15 protein-coding genes, 1 tRNA gene and 1 riboswitch are annotated in these 18,694 nt (G+C 46.3%); of the genes, 5 read left to right on the forward strand and 11 right to left on the reverse strand.

What is annotated here, in order from left to right:
• Positions 1-577 precede the first annotated feature (577 nt).
• Entirely contained in the window at positions 578-1,510 is a 933-nt protein-coding gene (locus tag EXU57_RS11600) for a helix-turn-helix domain-containing protein (protein ID WP_133268374.1), read from the forward strand.
• Between the two features lie 249 nt (positions 1,511-1,759).
• Here EXU57_RS11600 and hemL read toward each other — a convergent pair whose 3' ends face one another.
• Genes hemL through hemA form a run of 7 tightly spaced genes read right to left on the reverse strand, consistent with a single transcriptional unit; the run spans position 1,760 to position 9,055 of the window.
• The gene (gene hemL / locus EXU57_RS11605) at positions 1,760-3,046 is read right to left on the reverse strand and encodes a glutamate-1-semialdehyde 2,1-aminomutase (RefSeq protein ID WP_133268375.1); all 1,287 of its coding nucleotides are present in this window, start codon (positions 3,044-3,046) and stop codon (positions 1,760-1,762) included.
• A 59-nt stretch (positions 3,047-3,105) separates the two neighbouring features.
• Positions 3,106-4,083, reverse strand: coding sequence for a porphobilinogen synthase (gene hemB, locus EXU57_RS11610; protein ID WP_133268376.1), 978 nt, complete (start codon positions 4,081-4,083; stop codon positions 3,106-3,108).
• 41 nt (positions 4,084-4,124) lie between these two features.
• A complete protein-coding gene (gene hemF, locus EXU57_RS11615; RefSeq protein ID WP_243745578.1) occupies positions 4,125-5,042 on the reverse strand; it encodes an oxygen-dependent coproporphyrinogen oxidase in 918 nt (305 codons plus the stop codon).
• A 40-nt stretch (positions 5,043-5,082) separates the two neighbouring features.
• Positions 5,083-6,123, reverse strand: coding sequence for a uroporphyrinogen decarboxylase (hemE, locus tag EXU57_RS11620; protein ID WP_133268377.1), 1,041 nt, complete (start codon positions 6,121-6,123; stop codon positions 5,083-5,085).
• Between the two features lie 23 nt (positions 6,124-6,146).
• Positions 6,147-6,860, reverse strand: coding sequence for a uroporphyrinogen-III synthase (locus EXU57_RS11625; protein WP_165958113.1), 714 nt, complete (start codon positions 6,858-6,860; stop codon positions 6,147-6,149).
• Positions 6,844-7,803 (reverse strand): hydroxymethylbilane synthase, encoded by a 960-nt coding sequence (hemC, locus tag EXU57_RS11630; RefSeq protein ID WP_133268379.1) that lies wholly within the window; start codon positions 7,801-7,803, stop codon positions 6,844-6,846. The genes EXU57_RS11625 and hemC overlap by 17 nt, the downstream gene beginning before the upstream one ends.
• 1 nt (position 7,804) lies before the next feature.
• Positions 7,805-9,055 (reverse strand): glutamyl-tRNA reductase, encoded by a 1,251-nt coding sequence (gene hemA / locus EXU57_RS11635; protein WP_133268380.1) that lies wholly within the window; start codon positions 9,053-9,055, stop codon positions 7,805-7,807.
• A gap of 293 nt (positions 9,056-9,348) precedes the next feature.
• On the opposite strand from hemA, the gene EXU57_RS11640 reads away from it, so the two are divergent.
• The 3 genes from EXU57_RS11640 (at position 9,349) to EXU57_RS11650 (ending at position 11,759) form a co-directional block, all read left to right on the forward strand.
• Positions 9,349-9,726 carry an SRPBCC domain-containing protein gene (locus tag EXU57_RS11640; protein ID WP_133268381.1) on the forward strand — a complete coding sequence of 126 codons (378 nt, stop codon included), beginning with the start codon at positions 9,349-9,351 and terminating at the stop codon, positions 9,724-9,726.
• Between the two features lie 151 nt (positions 9,727-9,877).
• Positions 9,878-10,930: an aromatic ring-hydroxylating oxygenase subunit alpha gene (locus EXU57_RS11645; protein WP_133268382.1), complete on the forward strand. Its 1,053-nt coding sequence runs from the start codon at positions 9,878-9,880 to the stop codon at positions 10,928-10,930.
• Between the two features lie 46 nt (positions 10,931-10,976).
• The gene (locus tag EXU57_RS11650) at positions 10,977-11,759 is read left to right on the forward strand and encodes a glycosyltransferase family 25 protein (protein WP_133268383.1); all 783 of its coding nucleotides are present in this window, start codon (positions 10,977-10,979) and stop codon (positions 11,757-11,759) included.
• 228 nt (positions 11,760-11,987) lie between these two features.
• On the opposite strand, the gene EXU57_RS11655 is transcribed toward EXU57_RS11650, so the two are convergent.
• Both EXU57_RS11655 and EXU57_RS11660 read right to left on the reverse strand, forming a co-directional pair.
• On the reverse strand, positions 11,988-12,566 hold the full coding sequence (locus EXU57_RS11655; RefSeq protein ID WP_133268384.1) for a MarC family protein: 579 nt from the start codon (positions 12,564-12,566) through the stop codon (positions 11,988-11,990).
• 73 nt (positions 12,567-12,639) lie between these two features.
• The gene (locus EXU57_RS11660; protein ID WP_133268385.1) at positions 12,640-14,565 is read right to left on the reverse strand and encodes a TonB-dependent receptor plug domain-containing protein; all 1,926 of its coding nucleotides are present in this window, start codon (positions 14,563-14,565) and stop codon (positions 12,640-12,642) included.
• Between the two features lie 100 nt (positions 14,566-14,665).
• A riboswitch (cobalamin riboswitch) is annotated at positions 14,666-14,881 on the reverse strand.
• 238 nt (positions 14,882-15,119) lie between these two features.
• Here EXU57_RS11660 and EXU57_RS11665 point away from each other — a divergent pair.
• Entirely contained in the window at positions 15,120-16,076 is a 957-nt protein-coding gene (locus EXU57_RS11665) for a CvpA family protein (protein ID WP_133268386.1), read from the forward strand.
• A 192-nt stretch (positions 16,077-16,268) separates the two neighbouring features.
• On the opposite strand, the gene EXU57_RS11670 is transcribed toward EXU57_RS11665, so the two are convergent.
• Positions 16,269-18,050, reverse strand: a complete 1,782-nt coding sequence (locus EXU57_RS11670; protein ID WP_133268387.1) for an ABC transporter ATP-binding protein — start codon at positions 18,048-18,050, stop codon at positions 16,269-16,271.
• Between the two features lie 185 nt (positions 18,051-18,235).
• Positions 18,236-18,307, reverse strand: a tRNA-Arg gene (locus tag EXU57_RS11675).
• Between the last annotated feature and the right edge of the window lie 387 nt (positions 18,308-18,694).

The following is an 18,694-nucleotide window of genomic DNA, read 5'->3' on the forward strand; positions in this document are numbered from 1 at the left end:
AACGTTCACAACAACTAACAAGGGATTGCTTCACTGCGTTCGCAATGACGATCCAACTACCAACACGCTCGCGACAACTAACAAGGGATTGCTTCGCTGCGTTCGCAATGACGAACCGACTCCAGAAACGTTCACAACAACTAACAGGAGATTGTTTCATTACGTTCGCAATGACGATCCAACTTCCCGACACGTTAGCGACAGCTAACAAGGGATTGCTTCACTGCGTTCGTAATGACGACCCAACTACCGACCCATTCGCGACAACTAACAAGAGATTGCTTCACTGCGTTCGCAAATGACGAACTGACTCCAGAAACGTTCACAACAACTAACAAGGGATTGCTTCACTGCGTTCGCAATGACGATCCAACTACCCGACACGTTAGGGACAGCTAACAAGGAATTGCTTCACTACGTTCGCAATGACGATCCAACTACAGACACGCTCGCGACAACTAACAGGAGATTGCTTCACTGCGTTCGCAATGATGGTTCCACTCCACGACTGCCATGATATTGTCATTTGGTTAACGGGTTTGTACCGAATACCATTTCTACACTAAATTTGCCACAGATGTTGAAACCCCTGGATATACTTCGCCTCTCCAACCAGCAGGAAATTGATCCATTGCTGGATTTGCTTCATGAAAAAGAGCAGCATATTCCGGGTTCCATTCAATATTCCATAAAACGTTACTTTGCCCATCACGAGCGCATAGGTGATGACACGGGTATGATGGTTTACCACTACCACCAGCAAAAACCCGAAGACAACTACCTCGAACTCAGATTCTGCATCACCGGCAACAAGTACTGCGAAGAAAAGGGTTGTACCAAATGCAAGCAACTCCCTACTGACTCATGTAGCGGCAAAACACGAACGGTTGATGTGTTTTCTTTTTATTTTACCCAGACTTTCCTCTCGCGTTTTACGCAAAACGTAAAGCTTAGCAATCGTAAAGATGAAGTTGTTGCGTTCAGGCATCCCTCGTCGTTTACCAAACTTTTCCCGCTGTGCACCCGTAAGCGTAATGTGCTCGACTCGTTTTTAACGCACAGCTATACCGGCAGCCTCGAGAACATATTTGTGAATGCGAAAATTCACGAAATCCTGCTTTATAGTCTTGAATGCCTGCTTGATGAGAAAGAAGAAGGTTTTTCGTGCAAGTTCCTTGCAAACGAACTCGACAGGGAAAAGATCCTAAATGCGCGGGAGATCCTGCTGCAACACATTGGCGATCCCATAACTATCAAGGAGCTCAGCCGCAAGGTTGCAATCAATGAGTGTTATCTTAAAAAAGGTTTCAAGGAAATTTTCGGAACAACCATATTTGACTTTTACCAGCAACAACGCATGGAGCACGCCAAATACCTTTTGTACGAAAAAGGTTTAAGCGTAACCGATGTATCTGCATTGCTGGGCTACTCTTCCATTTCCCACTTCTCTACCGCTTTTAAGAAACATACCGGGCTAAAACCATGTGAATTACTGAGCCAGAGTGCTTAGTTGGGTATGCGTTTGTTTTTTCTCTTGTATCTACCCATTGACCGCATAGCTGGTTCCAATTCATTTAAACAAAACTTCCAGCCTGGAAATTGTTTAAATGAAGTACTTTTTTGTTTTACCAACGAATTATTAACTCGCTGCCAGGCGAGCCACAGTACAAGAGTGCGACGCAAGGATGCGCAATAGAATTACATAAGCCGGGTCCATAAAAAACCTCTGTGATAAGATGGAGTTGAGCAGACGTCGTAATTACCCAATTTCGTGCAGGCTTTCTTCAGCAGCTTTAATGGTTTGATCGAGGTCTTTATAGGTTAGCGCGTTGTTGAGGAAATAACTTTCAAACGCAGATGGCGGAAGGTAAATTCCCCTATTGAGCATAGCGTGAAAAAAGTGGCTGAACAGTTGATTGTTCGCTGCGGCGGCACTTGCAAAATCGGTTACGGGTTGCCCGCTGAAATGCACGCTGATCATTGAGCCAAGCTGGTTGATGACATATGGTTTACCCCATTCTTGTAACACGGTATTTAAACCCTTTTTCAGGTAAACCGTTTTTTCTTCAAGCTCGCTGTAAATAGAAGGATTGTTTTTTAGTTCGGTTAACAAGGTGTAACCAGCAATCATTGCAATAGGGTTGCCGCTTAGGGTTCCGGCCTGGTAAACGCTACCGAGCGGTGCGATATGTTCCATGATCTTTCGGCTGCCGCCAAAGGCACCTACGGGCATCCCTGCACCAATCACTTTGCCATAAGTAACAAGGTCGGCACGAACACCGTAGACCTCCTGTGCACCTCCTGCAGCAAGGCGAAAGCCGGTCATCACCTCATCAAAGATCAATACGATGTCTTCTTGGTCGCAAATGGTTCTTAGTCCCTGCAAAAAGCCGTCATGCGGCAGGATACAGCCCATGTTTCCGGCAACGGGTTCTGTGATGATGGCAGCGATTTCTCCTTTATTCTCCGCCACAAGTTGCTTTACCGCGTCGAGGTTGTTGTAGGCACAGGTTAACGTGTCATTTGCCACACCGGCAGTTACACCCGGAACGGCTTGTATATTAAAAGTTGCAACACCACTGCCGGCTTTAACAAGAAAGCTGTCGGCATGGCCATGATAGTGGCCCTCAAACTTGATGATTTTGTTTCGGCCCGTATAGCCACGCGCAAGCCTGATCGCACTCATACAAGCTTCAGTACCACTACTCACCATCCGGATAAGTTCAACATTTGGAACCATGCTGAGGATGAGTTCGGCCATTTTTACCTCGAGCTCGGTTGGTGCGCCATATGACGTGGAGTAAGCTGCATATTGTTGAATTGCCCTGACAGTTGGCTCCCAGGCATGCCCTAAGATCATCGGCCCCCACGAGGCTATGTAATCAATATAACGGTTACCGTCTACGTCGTAGAGGTATGCGCCTTTTGCCGATTTCATAAACACGGGAGTTCCGCCAACGCTTTTAAATGCACGTACCGGTGAATTTACACCGCCGGGGATAGAGCGCTGCGCTCTTTCGAATAGTTCAATGCTGTTTGTAGTCATGTCTATGGCTGTAAGAAGAAGTCAACAATCAAAAGTCAAAAGTTAGAGAAGCCCCGTTACTACCTGGCGAGCAACCTCGCGGCGTCTTTTGCGAAGTAGGTTGCAATGAGGTCGGCCCCGGCGCGTTTAAATGCCGTAAGCGTTTCGAGGACTGCTTTTTCCTCGTTGATCCAGCCCATTTTTGCCGCAGCTTTAATCATGGCGTATTCGCCGCTAATGTTGTAAACGCTAAGGGGAACGTCTACGGCATTTTTTACTTCGCGAACGATATCGAGGTAAGGTAAGCCTGGTTTTACCATTACAATGTCGGCACCCTCTTCAACATCCATCAATGCCTCTTTAACCGCTTCGGTACGGTTGGCAAAATCCATCTGGTAAGTCTTTTTGTCTCCAAAACCAGGCGCACTATCGAGTGCATCGCGAAAAGGGCCATAGAAACATGATGCATATTTTGCACTATAGGCCATGATCCCTGTTTTGGTAAAACCACTGTCTTCGAAGCCCTGCCTTATGGCACCGATCCGGCCATCCATCATATCGCTTGGTGCAACCATATCAACGCCCGCTTCAGCATGGCTGATGCTCATCTTAACGAGTGCTTCCACCGTAGGATCATTTACGATCTCGCCATTTTCAACGATACCGTCGTGGCCGAAAGATGAATATGGATCCAGGGCAACATCGGTCATCACATACATTTCAGGCACCGCATCTTTAATGGCTTTAATGCTCCGCTGCATTAACCCGTTTTTGTTCCAGGCCTCTTTGCCGGTGTTATCCTTCAACTCGTCTTTACACTTGATAAACAACAAAACGCATTTAATGCCTATGCTCCACAGCTCCTTTACTTCGTTTACCGTAAGGTCGAGACTCCTGCGGTAATAGCCAGGCATGGAAGCTATCTCGGTCTGTATATTCCGGCCTTCATCGATGAACAACGGCGCAATAAAGTCGTTGGGGGTAAGAACGGTTTCTGCCACCATCGAACGTATCGATGGGTTCGCACGTAATATCCTGTTTCTCCGTTGTAATAACATTTATTGTAAATTAAAGTGAGCTGTTACACAGCATTGATATATTAGACCCAGTCTACAGGATTTAGGCAGGCCTGTAACAATTTGTCTTCGGGGCTGCCGGCTACTGGCTGGTAGTTGTATTCAAATCGTACTGTTGGTGGCAGGCTCATGAGTATGCTTTCAATTCGTCCGTTTGTCTTGAGTCCGAACAGCGTACCCCTGTCGTGAACGAGGTTGAACTCAACATACCTGCCACGACGGATCTCCTGCCAATGCTTATGCTGGGGCTCAAATGGAGAATGCATCCGCCTGCCCAGGATGGGCACGTAGGCGTCGAGGAATGCATAACCACAGGTTTTGGCAAAACCGATCCAGAAGTTCACATCCTTTTCGTCTGAGGGCTTTTGATAGTCGTAAAAGATACCACCTATTCCCCGGCGCTCATTGCTCCTGTGCCAATTGACAAAGTAATTGTCGCATTCTTTCTTGAACCGTGGATAAAACCCCTGATCAAACTGGTCGCAAGCTTGTTTATAGGTAGCATGAAAATGAATAGCATCTTCCTCAAGAAGGTAATATGGGGTAAGATCTGTTCCTCCACCAAACCAACGATCGATTACCTGCTGCCCGGCATTATACAATTCAAACATGCGGTAATTGGCATGAACAGTAGGAGCAAACGGATTAGCTGGGTGAATAACAAGTGAAAGGCCGGCAGCAAACCAGCTATGACCGTCGATTTTCAACTGGGTTCGCATGGGATCAGTAACCTCACCAAACACAACAGAGGTATTAACCCCGCCTTTCTCAATTGCGTTTCCATTTGCAATCACCCTTGTTTTACCACCGCCACCTTCCGGGCGTTGCCAGGCGTCCTCAACAAAAACTGCCTTTCCGTCTACTACCTCAAGGCCATGACAAATATCATCCTGTAACTGGTGTATAAATGCGATCCATTGCTCCTTGATACCGATCTCCATTACAAACGGGTTTAGTTCACAATTGTCATCCTTTTGTCAGCTACTCTTGTGGAGCCTTATACGACTTAACGGCGTCTACAAAGGCACGTGCATGATCCACTGGAACATTGGGCGTAATACCATGACCAAGATTGGCAACGTACCGGCGGGTACCAAAAGCATCAATCATTTCCTTTACTGCGGACTGAATGTCTGGTATTGGCGCAAGCAACTTCGAAGGATCAAAGTTTCCCTGCAGGGTCATGCGGTTGCCTGTAGCATGACGGGCAAACTGCGGCGACACGCACCAGTCAATCCCAAGCGCCGAAGCGCCGCTTTTACTAAGGTCTTCGAGCGCATACCAGCTACCTTTCGGAAATAAGGTTACAGGAACGTGTTCCTTAACGCCTTCAACGATCTGCAAGAGGTAGGGTTGAGCAAATGTTTTGAAATCAGCCGGGCTTAGCGATCCGCTCCAACTATCAAAAACCTGAACCATATCTGCACCTGCTTTTGCCTGCGCTATTAAATAATTAATGGTAATGTCGGTGATCTTTTGAAGCAACCGGTGCGCCAGTTCGGGAGAAGTGTAAGCAAACTGCTTTGCTTTGTCCCAGGTTTTACTTCCCTTCCCTTCTACCATATAGCAGAGAATGGTCCAGGGCGCGCCAGCAAACCCAATTAATGGAACACGTCCGTTCAGTTCTCGTTTGGTTAGCGACAAGGCTTCTGTTACATACCGCAGGCTGTGTTCCACCCCTCCGGTTTGCAAGTTGTCGATGTCGCTGATGGTCTTGATTACCTGGGGCAGAGATGGACCCTTTCCTTCTTCCATCAATACTTCCAGACCCATTGCCTGGGGTATCACCAATATATCGGAGAAAATAATTGCGGCATCCACACCAACAAGATCTACAGGCTGCAATGTTATTGCCGTAGCGAGTTCGGGCGTTTGAACACGCTCAAAAAAATCGTATTTCGCTTTTAGTTCCAGGTATTGCGGCAGGTATCTTCCCGCCTGGCGCATCATCCAAACGGGTGGTCTTTCAACTTCTTCACCCCGGAGCGCCCTTAATAAAAGATCGTTCTTTAGTTCTGTCATAAGTTATTTTGCAAGAGTACAGGTCAGTTGTTTAACGCATTGAAGTACCCGATTGTTCTTTCCACAAGATGCTCTTTACCCGGCTGATCAGCAGTTATAACCTCGTTTTTACAATATTCCCTGATTGTCGCAGCCGTAGTGTTGCCAATGGCAAACAAAATGGTTTGCTCTGCAATACTATTCGCGCTAAAAAAACTCTCGACGGCGCTGGGGCTGAAAAACAGGATGCCGTGATATGTGCCATCAACCTTCTTAGAGGTCATTACGGTATCATAAACCTTAATTTCTTCGACCTTGATGAATGCCGATTTAAGTTTGTCGGGCAATTCGTCCCGCCTGATATTTCCGCAGAAGAATACAACCTCTATCGGGTTTTCATCAATAATCTTGTCGGCAAGTGTAGCCGCGTTGTCGGCTACAACGAGGTCGGCAAGTTCGCTCCAGTAATGCTGCAGAATATCTTTAGTGGTACCTCCCATGGTGTAGATGTGCCAGGGCGGCACAGAAAGATCCTTTTGAAGTTCGCTGATAACTGCCTCCGCGGCGTTCATGCTGGTAATTACCACATCGCATCGGCTGCTTGCGGCCCGGGCAATATACTCGGAGATTTCCGGGGTTATTGTGGGAGTGGTTTCAATAAATGATGAGGTTTCAATTAATATCCCCTTATCGCTGGCCATTTCTATCAACTGGTTGTCGAGCGGCCGGGTGCACAATATTCTAATAGGTTCTTTCATGTTGAATGGTATCTGCAATTGCCTGGCCTCCATTTTCGAGTAGTTCGGCCGCAGCACCAGCGCCGAGTTCCGCAGCATCATTAAGCCCGGATTGTCTGGTAATTTCCACCTTATGTTTACCATCCACCGAAAAAATATTGCCGGTAAAAACGATCTGGTCGCTGTTAATTCGTGCAAGCGCACTTATCGGTGTTGAACAACCCCCCATTAGAGCACGCAAAAAATCTTTTTCAACCCTGGTGCATAATGCGGTTTCCACATGGTTGAATGGCTGGCATGCTTCAAAAGCATATTGATCATCTTCTTTGCAAACAACTACTATGGCGCCCTGTGCAGGAGCGGGTAACATCCAATCCAACTCCAATGAATTTTCGGGCCGTAGATTGATTCGCTCTAACCCCGCCGCTGCAAAAATGGCGGCGTCCCACTCGCTTTCTGCCAGCTTTGTTAAACGCGTATTTACGTTACCCCGCAGGTTTTCAACTGTGTGTCCCGGGTACCTGTTTAACCATTGTGCTTGACGGCGGATGCTACTTGTTGCAATGACTCCGCTGAGTACCGGATCCGGGAAGATTGAAGCCGCGCTTACTTGCCACTGATCCATCAATGCTCGATCTTTGAAAACCAGGAGGTCTTTAAAGGAACCGCGTTCAAGTACGGCCGACTGGATGATCCTTTCCGGGAGCCGGGTGGGAACATCCTTCATGCTATGTACCGCAAGATCGATACGCCCGGTAAGCAAAGCGATGTCGAGGCTTCGGGTAAATATACCCTGAACACCCATCTCGTAAAGGGGAGTCTGTAAGTCAACATCACCCTCGCTTTTTATGTAAACAAGTTCGGACTCAAAACCGTTCAGATACAGCAGTTCCTTAACCCGGGTAGCCTGCCAAACGGCGAGTTGGCTCTCCCGGGTACCAATCTTCAGCACCTTACTCTGCATATTAGTTAACGTGGGTAACAATAAAATCGTTGATGGCTTCGATATATGCGCAACCGGGGGTTTTCTTAACGCGCATTTTAACCGCCATATTTTTGATGACTTTCTGAATGGCTTGTTGATTTACACCAGCTACAGCCGGAGACGCCGTATTTAGTTTTGTATAGGTCGACAAAAACATGCTGCATTGATGCATATCATGCAGCTTCTTTTTGACTGCGTTAATTACGGGTGCATTTTTCCGCATGTCGCACCAGTCAAGAAATTCAGCCTTATGAAGTGCAATAATGGCTTTTGCTTTAGGCACTTCCGCCATCCTTCTTTGAAGCGTTTCGTCTTTGAGCTTAGAAAGTTCATCGACATTTACGAGTGTGACTCCTGGCAGGCATTTAACACCATCCTGCACATTATATGGAATGGATAGGTCAATAACGAGTTTGGGTGAATTGCCTTTGAAAAAGCTGGTAAGAATGGTAGGCTCAGGAGCATTAGTCGACACCAATATAATATCGGCAGCAGCTACCTGGTCAGCAAGATTTTCGTATGCGTCGTAGCTGAGACCCAATTCAGCCGCAAGGTGGGCTGCCTTCTCTTGGGTTCGGTTTACAAGGGTGATGTTTGGCTTGTTAAGGTAATCGACCAGGTTTTTACAGGTGTTTCTGCCGATTTTTCCAATGCCGAGTAAAAGTATTTTCTTGCCAGCTACATTATTAAAGTAGCGACGAATATATTGTACGGCAGCAAAGGATACCGATACGGTACCACCGCTAAGCGCCGTTTGATTCTTGATATTCTTATTGGATTGCAATACGCAGTTTACAAGGCGTTCGAGGAAAGCGCCGATAAAGCCATATTGCTTTGCGACCTTCACAGCACACTTAATCTGGCCAATGATTTCATAATCGCCAAGGATCTGGCTTTCCAGACCAGCACCCACCTCAAAGAGATGTTGAACAGCATCGAGTCCCTGTTTTTTGTACGACAGTTGGCGAAAGGTGTCTATATCGCCCGTTGTGCGTGTGCACAGTAAGTCGATAAGCTGGGATGGATCCTCGGCAAAACCGTAAATTTCAGTACGGTTACAGGTTGAAAGAATAAAAAATTGGGTGATTCCTGATTGGTTTGCCATTTCGGCGATAGCAGGATACTGGTCGTTACAAACAGCGAATTGTCCTCTTATTGAAGCTTCAGTCTTTTTATAATTAATTCCAGCTACATAAAACCTTGATATATTTCCTTGAGTCTGCAGGGTCATTCTTATGGTTGGTGTAGGACACAAAGGTATACGCAGCCGTACAGTTTAAATGAATTGCTCTGTCATGTTAGAGTCATATTCAATGTCACACATGTAATCAGGAGATATAACGGCTTGAATCACAATCCCGTTCACAATAAATAGAAGCTCCGTATATTATTCATACCTCCCGGGCCTTATTTCCATATAAGCCAACAACTTTAAACGCCTGAGCACAATGATTCACCTTTGTTCGTGGCCGGGTACCTGGTACAATTCCTTTATACTATCATTGCCAGCCGAAACAAGCAAATATGAAGGATTTTAAAAAGTATTACCTGCTCCCGGCCCCGCCCGAGGAGGTATATGTAGCATTGACCAACCCTGCCACGATTAAGTTGTGGACCGGTGAAGAGGCAGTAATGTCGACCGAGCCTGGTTCGGAATTTTCTTTATGGGAGGGCAGTATTGAGGGTCAAAACCTGTCGTTTGAAGAAGGAAAAAAGATAGAACAGCTCTGGTACTTTGGTGAACAGGAAGAAGACTCTATTGTAACCATCAAATTACACCCGCACAAACAGGGCACTTCTGTCGAACTGCGCCATACGAATATACCGGACGAGGTTTACGAGGAAATGGTCGATGGCTGGAACAATAACTACTTCCGGTCTCTTTATGAATTTTATGAGTAGTGGCGTACTCGTGTTGGTTTACAGGCGTTTTTCGATGAATGTCGACCCAATATTGGTGCCCGCGGCACCGGGCCAGGAAACCCTTTACTGCTTTCCGACTTAGGCAGTTACCAACTCCAATGCTTACATTTGAAGCAATCAAAATCCGTTTATGTCTGCTCCGGTGGGTTTGTATTTGAAAAATCTCTGGTATGTGGCCTTCTATGGTGGCGAACTAAAGAAAGGAAAACTGTTGCCAAAGGAGGTATTGGGCGAAAAAGTTGTGTTTGGGAGAACAAATGACAATGAAGTTTTCGCCCTAAAAGACAACTGCCCGCATCGCGGTGTTCCGCTTTCCTGTGGCTGGTTCGATGGTAATCGTATACAATGTTGTTATCATGGCTGGGAGTTCGACAGAATGGGGGTCTGCATCAACATTCCCGCTCTTGCACCGGAAACAAACATCCAGGTAAATAAGATTAAAGCTCCCACCTATCCCTGCCGCGAGATAAACGGGGTGATCTTTATCTACATGCCCGATAAAAAGTTGAGCGACCAGGCAGTATTGAATGATTTGCCCGACCTATTGCTGGCTCCCGACAAAGCCTTTAAACATGTGGAGAGAGTGGTGTTACCCTGTAACATCGACCATGCGGTGATCGGCTTAATTGACCCGGCTCATGTCACCTTCGTACACCAGTCGTGGTTTTGGCGTTCGAAAAAGTCGCTGCGGATCAAGGAAAAACATTTTGAACCCGAGGGCCTTGGTTTCAAAATGGCCAGGCACACCCCATCATCAAACTCCAAAGGGTATAAAATTCTAAAAGGCGGAACGTCAACAGAAATCACGTTTGAAATTCCCGGCTTTCGACGGGAACACATCAAGATTGGCGAAGACAACGAGATCATTTCTATAACCACGCTCACCCCGCTGAATGAAACCGAAACGGAGTTGAACCAGTTTTTCTACACTACCCTTAGCGTTGCAAATATGCTGTGGTGGCCATTGCGAAAACTCGGCCGCACATTTATCGGCCAGGACCTGGGCATTTTCAGAAAGTTAAAGGCAGGATTGGAGAATGACCCAAAGCTTTTGCTGGTTGGTGAACCCGATGCACAGGCGCGTTGGTACTACGAACTTAAAAAGCAGTGGATCAAGGCACAGGAAGAAAATACCCCATTTGTAAACACCCTAAAACACCAGACATTACACTGGATAACCTAGGCATGATTCCTGTATTCAGACAACCAAAAGGCACCATTTACCACTCATGTCTACTACCCTTGATTTCACCCCAATCAACGAGTTTTTCGACCACATCTACGTTATAACCCTCGAAAGAGCCACGCAACGGCAAACCAGGATCAATGAAATACTGTCTGGGTTAAACTACGACTTCTTCATAGGTTCCGATAAAAAGGATTTCACCATTGATGGCCTGGTTGAGCAGGGCATCTATGATGAAGCAAAGGCTATTGAACTACACCGTTATAATAAACCAATGAACACCGGGCAGATTGGTTGCAGCTGGAGTCACCGCCGGGTTTATGAAGACATGCTGAAGCATGGCTATAAAAAGGTACTCATTCTCGAGGACGATGCTGTACCACAGAAGGAGGGAATGGAACAGGTTGGGCAAATGCTGAGTGAGTTACCGGATGATTGGGACCTGTTGTACTTCGATTATGAAAAAAACTTCCGACGCAATCTCGGAACCTTCTTTAAACTGCTCGTTTATCATATCAAGGCATTTTTTGGTAAGCTAAAGTGGAGTCATAAAACCATTGACAACCTTTATACGCGTAAATTCTCTGAACACCTGCGTTGTGCCGGCTTTCACGACTATACGAGTGCTTACGCGATTACCGATACCACCGCAAAAAAGTTAATTGAACTTCAAACTCCGCTGGCTTTTGTAGCAGACAACCTGCTTGCACATGCGTGCAGCAATAAGCTGGTAAGGGGATTTGTAGGCATTCCAAAGGTATTTGTCCAGGCCAGTCAATCGGAGGACAAGAAGCTCCGGGAAAGTTTTGTTGAAAGTGCAGTATAATGGTGCAGTTTTGGACCCAGGACAAAGTAAAGTCACCCGCAAGATCCGAATTATTGCGGCCAATTCCCTGTGGCATAGGGATGATCAGGAAAAGAATACCGTGGCAGACTTACACAGGTTGTTGCTTTAAGCGACAGGATATCACCTGTTACTGAATTGAAATCTAATCATGGGAGGTTTTCTAAAGCGAAGGCGACTACCTGATTGATTCGAACGATCCATCTTCCACTACTTTCCAAACTCCCCTACGTTGCTGCTAAATATCCTAACGGCAATCGCGAGCAGGATTACACCAAAGAACTTCCTCACGGCAATCAGTCCTGCTTCTCCCAACACTCTTTCGATCAAGCGTAGTGATTTAAGCACAATGTACACCAGTACCAGGTTCACGAGTATGCCCAGCAAGATGTTGATTTCGTCAAAGTCAGCCCGTAACGACATAACGGTGGTGAGCGTTCCCGATCCGGCTATCACCGGAAATGCAATCGGAACTACGGTTCCGGCCCTGGCGTTTTTGTCATCTTTAAAGATTTCATGACCAAGCACCATTTCAAGTCCCAAGAGGAAGATTACAATAGATCCGCCCACTGCAAAGGAGCTTACGGTTACCCCCAACAACGATAAAAAAGGCTTGCCCACAAACAGGAAACCAACCATAAAAAGGCCTGAAATAATGGTTGCGCGAAACTCACGAATACCACCCATCTTAACCTTCAAGGAAATAAAGAGCGGAATGGAGCCAATTGCATCGATAACCGCGAATAAGGTGAAACTAACGGTAAGAAATTGTTGAAGATCAAATTTCATGGAGAGGGCATTTGCACAAAAATAAACATCCCGCAGCAGCGGGATGTAACGGGGAATTGAACATCAGGTCTTCTTAAAAACTAAATGCGACCCCGGCATTCAGGAACAGAGGGATCGAGTTATAACCCCTCACATCGTAAAATACCCGGTTGGTAATGTTTTGTGCATCGGCAAAGAAGTCGAAGTGGGTATTTAAGTTATAGTTCGCATGTGCCGACAGCAAAAAGTAATCCTCTAATACAACATCCTTTCTTTGGTAACCGCCAACATCGTAACGGCTGCTTACATAGCGGCCCGTTACCGACACATCCAGGTTCTTGAACGGCTGTCCGCCAATGGTTAGGTTTGCCTGGTGTTTTGGTCTTCTCAGGGAGTAGTCGTAGGTTACGGTATCCTTGTTCGTCACCCTGTTTTGGGTTGTTTCTTTAGGATCCAGGAAGGTGTAATTTCCGGTTACATAAATCTTGTCAACAGGCTTGTAAGTCACTTCGTATTCAATTCCATTAACCACCTGCCTTACATAGTTAAAATATTTAAACGTGATGTAGTTATAATCAATGCCGTTATTAATGCGCCTATTGAAATAGACAAACCGGGTGTTCAGGCGATCGTGGTTGTACTGGATGCCTGCTTCATAATTCACCGACTCCTCCTGCTCAAGTTTTGGATTAATACTTAACTGGTAGAGTGTGGGCGCTTTGAACCCGCTTGCAATACTTCCGAAGACCCTCCATCGGTTACCAAGCGCATACGAAGGGTTGAAAGTATAGGTAGCATTACTACCATACCTGGAGTGCGTATTTAGCCGCCCACCCAGTTCTACGTTCAATCGTTTATTTGTGCCACTGTAATTTAACGAGCCGTAAAGGGCGCTTTGACTCAGAGAAGTATCGGTGAAAGCACTTCTGAATGGCCCAAAACTGCTTACAGAGAAATACTTCTGGTTATAAGATGAGTACCGGTAGTCTGCACCCTGAAGAAGCGTAAAGCCACTCCCAAGGTTGACGCTGGCATAAAATTCTACGAACTGCGTTTTGCCGAAGTACTGGTTGTCCTCGAAAATAGTACCCGATTTAAATGTACTATCGTTCAAATACGTTCTTTTAAGTTCGCTATATTGGTAGGTGCCCGTAAGCGTAAGAAAGTCTTTCTTGTAATTGAACCCTGCTCCACCCGTAAATACACTGTTGTTGATTACGTAATCTTTCTCGTCGGAAAATACCCCTGCGTCAATGTCGCTCTTGTATTGGCTATACATACCAAAAGAACGAAACGAAAGGTTGGGCGTAGCCTGCACCAATACCTGTGCATTGGCAATATTACCATCATAGCCATCATGATCGAAGTTCCTGTTTCCGATAGTGTCGCGAGCGGCAGAAAAACCGTCGGTTCTCAATTTTGCATACCTCGCAGAATAGCTCACCTTCCCCGACTTCCCATAAACCTGGGTACTTCCTTTTACCGTACCATAGTTGCCGCCGTTGACTGTACCCTTAATGTTAAGGGCCTTTTTTGCGTCGGGGTTAATCGTGATGATATTGATAACTCCGGAAACCGCGTCTGAGCCATACAAAGTGGATTGAGCGCCTTTACAGATTTCAATCCGATCGATGTTGTCAATGGAGAACAGGTTCAGATCAAATTCATTGTTTATCATACTTGGGTCATTAACGGGCACCCCATCCATGAGTATTAGGGCACGGCCAGAGGCTGCACCCCTAACGTAAACCGTTTGCACTGTACCGATATTGTTAAGGGCACCGTTGATTGTGATACCGGCTTGCTCGTTAAGCACCTGGCTCACGGTTTTTCCACGACTTTGCTCAAGCTGCGACTTGTTGATCACGGTGATCACTTTACCCGTCGTACTTTGTTTTTGTTGGTACTTGTTGGCCGTAACTACCACTTCGTCGAGCTGATTTGCCCTGATGGTGTCTGTTTGTGCCTGGGCGACTAACCCTGATAGAATAAATGCTGTTGAAAGTAAATTCCTGTTCATAGACCCGGTTTTGGCTATGAACCTTCGGTAAAAGATACAATGAAATGAAAAGGTCTTTTAAAAGACAATCACATCCCTGCTTTTCTCCCGAAAGCCCGATGAATAAATGATTTAACCTGGCAGGTCTTCTGGCTCGTTTCCTGTTAATAACCTTCCCATTCGTTAGAACAGTGGTGTGAGCATTAACAGTTTTTCCTGGGCGATAAACGCCTGTTGAAACTTACAGCTACGGGGATAGCGCCGGAGTTACACCGGCTTCCCTTTTAATCCCGTTCGGGTATTACCGAAAGCAGGAACCAGATCCGGTGCAAATGTATAAGCGCGGCTATCAAAGAAAAATTTTTTTGTTTGTGCACAAGGTACTTACCTGCATGATTTCCTAAACAATAGTGCAACGGGAGTAGCGTCAACTGTTGTAGCAGCGGGGATAAATCGGCCAACCTAACCTTAACTTGGGCCAACAAGGCGAGAAACAGAACTAATCAGGCCGATTTTGGAGTAACAATCGGGATGGTACCAAAAATGCATGATCTAACCTATACTTTTCGACCGTTATGAATGTAATAGATATTCTGCTCATTTTAATCATCTTGTTTTCTGTCTGGCGTGGATGGCACACCGGCTTTATATCAGGACTTGCATCACTAATTGTATTGGCTGGCAGTGTCTGGGTTGCCCTGGTTGGCTATCCCTATGTTTCCACACAATTGCTCAGTTTTTTTCCTTCCGTCGCAGGCTGGTCTGAAGCACTTGCTTTTATCCTTTTGTTGTTTTTGGCCCGCATAGCGTTGGGCGTGTTGATCAATGCTGTTATTAGCCGACTGCCTAAAAGCAGCCAGGACAATGTGGTAAACCGCGCGCTTGGTGTGGCACCCGGCTTTGTAAATGGATTAATTTATGCAGCGCTGGTGTCGGCATTGCTGCTTTCCTTCCCATTGCCCGAGCAGGTGTCGATTAAGGTTTCAGAAAGTTATATGGCGGGATATTTTTCCCGACCTGTTGAATATTTTGGCGAAAAGCTGTCGCCGGTGTTTGAAGACGTTCCAACCCCTGCGATGAACAATACAACAGCAAGGCCGGGGTCCGATGGCATGCTAAAGCTGCCTTTTAAGGTAAGTGACTTTAAGCCGCGACCCGACCTTGAGGCGCAAATGCTTGATCTTGTAAACCAGGAAAGAGACACTGCAGGATTAAATCCGCTTAAAGCGGATACGGCATTACGATCCGTTGCAAGGGCTCATTCACACGACATGTTTGCGCGGGGGTATTTTTCTCATGTAACGCCGGAGGGCAAGTCGCCCTCTGACCGGATAAGAAAGGCCCGGGTCCGCTTCCTGATTGCAGGAGAAAACCTGGCGATCGGACCTAACCTGAAAATCTGCCATAAAGGCCTAATGAATTCACCTGGCCATAAAGCCAATATATTACGCCGATCCTACGGGCGGGTGGGTATAGGCATACTCGACGGAGGCATACACGGCATAATGATTACCCAAAACTTCAGGAACTAACACTGCAATGATGAGTGGTTTAAGAAACGGCATTTTTTGTAACCAGCATTAGTCTGGAATTTGGCATCGTTGCCCGCCCGCTGCGCAGTGGGACGAGTGTCACTCCCTTGTACCGGAAGTTCTTTGCTGAGCCCCGGTTTTCTCCGCTTAGGCACCCTATGTCGCAAAATTCGATCCTCCGGTTTGCCTGCTTTATGCAGCGGTAAGGCTTTTACGTTCACCAATCTGTTGCCGCCACATTGCATAATAAAGCCCTTTTTCCTCTAATAGTTGGTGGTGGCTTCCCGTTTCAACAACCCGACCCTTTTCAAGTACATATATACGGTCGGCATGCATTATCGTGCTCAGCCGGTGCGCAATCAGCACGGTTATTTGCTCACGTTCCGAAAGTATATTCTTTATGGTTCCGGTAATTTCCTCTTCTGTAATGCTGTCCAGCGAAGAGGTGGCCTCATCGAATATAAGCAGGTGGGGTTTACGTAACAGTGCACGTGCTATGGACAAGCGTTGTTTTTCACCGCCGCTGAGTTTTAACCCGCCTTCACCGATCAGGGTCTCAATTCCATTTTCAGCCCTTGACAACAAGTAATTACAACTTGCCTTACTCAAAACATCCAGCACGTCGGCTTCAGTTGCTTCCGGCTTTACAAACGTCAGGTTTTCCCTGATTGTGCCCGCAAAAAGTTGTGTATCCTGGGTCACAAAACCAATCTGGTTCCGCAACTCATCAAATTCAATGTCGTTGCTGCTTAATCCATTGTAAAGTATTGCTCCGTTTTGCGGGCGGTATAGCCCTACCAACAATTTCACCAGGGTACTTTTACCTGCGCCGGAAGGGCCAACGAAAGCTATAGTCTCGCCCATCTTAACATCGAAGCTGATGCCATCAAGCGCATTATACTGTGCGGTCTGGTGTTTAAAGGTGACATTTTTAAACTCCAGTTCTTCAATCATGCCCACGGGAAGTGGATTTTCTGGTCGTTCTTCAACCTTCTTCTCCATCACCCGGTGAAAATTATTTAACGAGGCTTCGGCTTCGCGGTAACTCATGATAATGCTTCCGATCTCCTGGAGGGGACCAAAAATAAAGAAGCTGTAAAATTGTAGCGCAATCAACTCCCCTATAGTGAGTATGTTCCGGAAGATGAGCCACATCAGGGTAAACGTAATCACCTGGCGAAGAAAATTAACCATTGTTCCCTGGATAAAACTCAGTGAACGAATGCTCTTCACCTTTTTTAGCTCCAGTCCCAGGATTTTGTAGGTATTGTTGTTCAGTCGCTTTACTTCCTGTTCAGTCAAGCCAAGGCTTTTAACCAATTCGATATTGCGAAGGCTCTCGGTTGTTGTTCCAGCGAGAGAGGTGGTTTCTTTAACGATGTTTTTCTGGATCGTTTTTATCCTTTTACTCAGGATGTTGGTAACAAAAGCAATCAGGATCGCACCGCCGAAGTAGGTGGGTACGATTGACCAGTGCTTGTTGGTTGCATATATCGATACAAATACTACGCTTACCAGTATACCAAACAGTACATTAATAAAGTAGCCGATAAACTTCTCGGTGTCTGCACGAACCTTGGTTAAAACAGATAGGGTTTCACCGCTACGCTGGTCCTCAAATTCCTGGTAGGGCAGGCGCATGGAGTGCTTAAGCCCATCGGTAAAAATTTGCGCACCAAACTTCTGGATAACTACGTTCACGACATAGTCCTGGAAGGCTTTTGCAATCCGGCTGACCATTGCAGTGCCGACCAGCAGGCCAAGCATTTTCATGATCCCCAGGATGTAGGCATTTTCGCTCCGGGGAATGGTCTGCGCAGCATCTTCGTAAAACGGGTGTTTTGCATAGTTGTCGATCAGCAATCCAAAGATCATGGGATCAAAAAGGGAGAAGGTTTGGTTGATTGCCGCCAGCAACAATGCAAGCGCAATCATCCACTTATATGGTTTAAGGTACTGGAGCAGCAGTTTCATGCAAAAGGTTGATGGATGAACTGCTAAGCTAACAAAAAAATAAATGGATGTCGCGACATTGAATTTGGAAAGGGGCCGGTTAACATCGGGAAAGCAGCTCCGGTTGCGTATTGAAGATCAATAAAAACAGCTGCTGATACTAAGGAGTCACGTGGCTACGAAGCGGAGTGTGACGGTGTTTGTAGTGGCCTCGCCAGGAATCGAACCTGGATCTGGAGCTTCGGAAACTCTTATACTATCCATTGTACTACAAGGCCAAATCTTGTTATTAAGAAACCTCTTATACATCCCCGTCCGACTGCGTCAGCGGGCGGGCATTGTACGACAAGGCCAAAAAAATATCGCAACCTAAATACATCACTGTTGAGCTATTAAAAGGCAGGTTTGTTTAGGGGCATAACTTTTTACGGAGGGCAAAAGTAAGGAGTTGTTTTTATACTCCCGATTAAAAATCTGCCACAAAAAGGCGGGAATTTCGATCGGGGTAATCTGAGACTTCTTTGTATTGGGTATGGTCGGGGACGTATTTCGAAAAACGCTCCCGTGTACACCCAAAATACTCCGTGCAGTTAATCCTGCCCTTCACTGGCAGAGCTTTACCTCGAAGACTAACGATGACCATTAATTTTGCCGATGAAGTGATT

This window comes from Segetibacter sp. 3557_3, assembly GCF_004354985.1.
Taxonomy (GTDB): domain Bacteria; phylum Bacteroidota; class Bacteroidia; order Chitinophagales; family Chitinophagaceae; genus Segetibacter.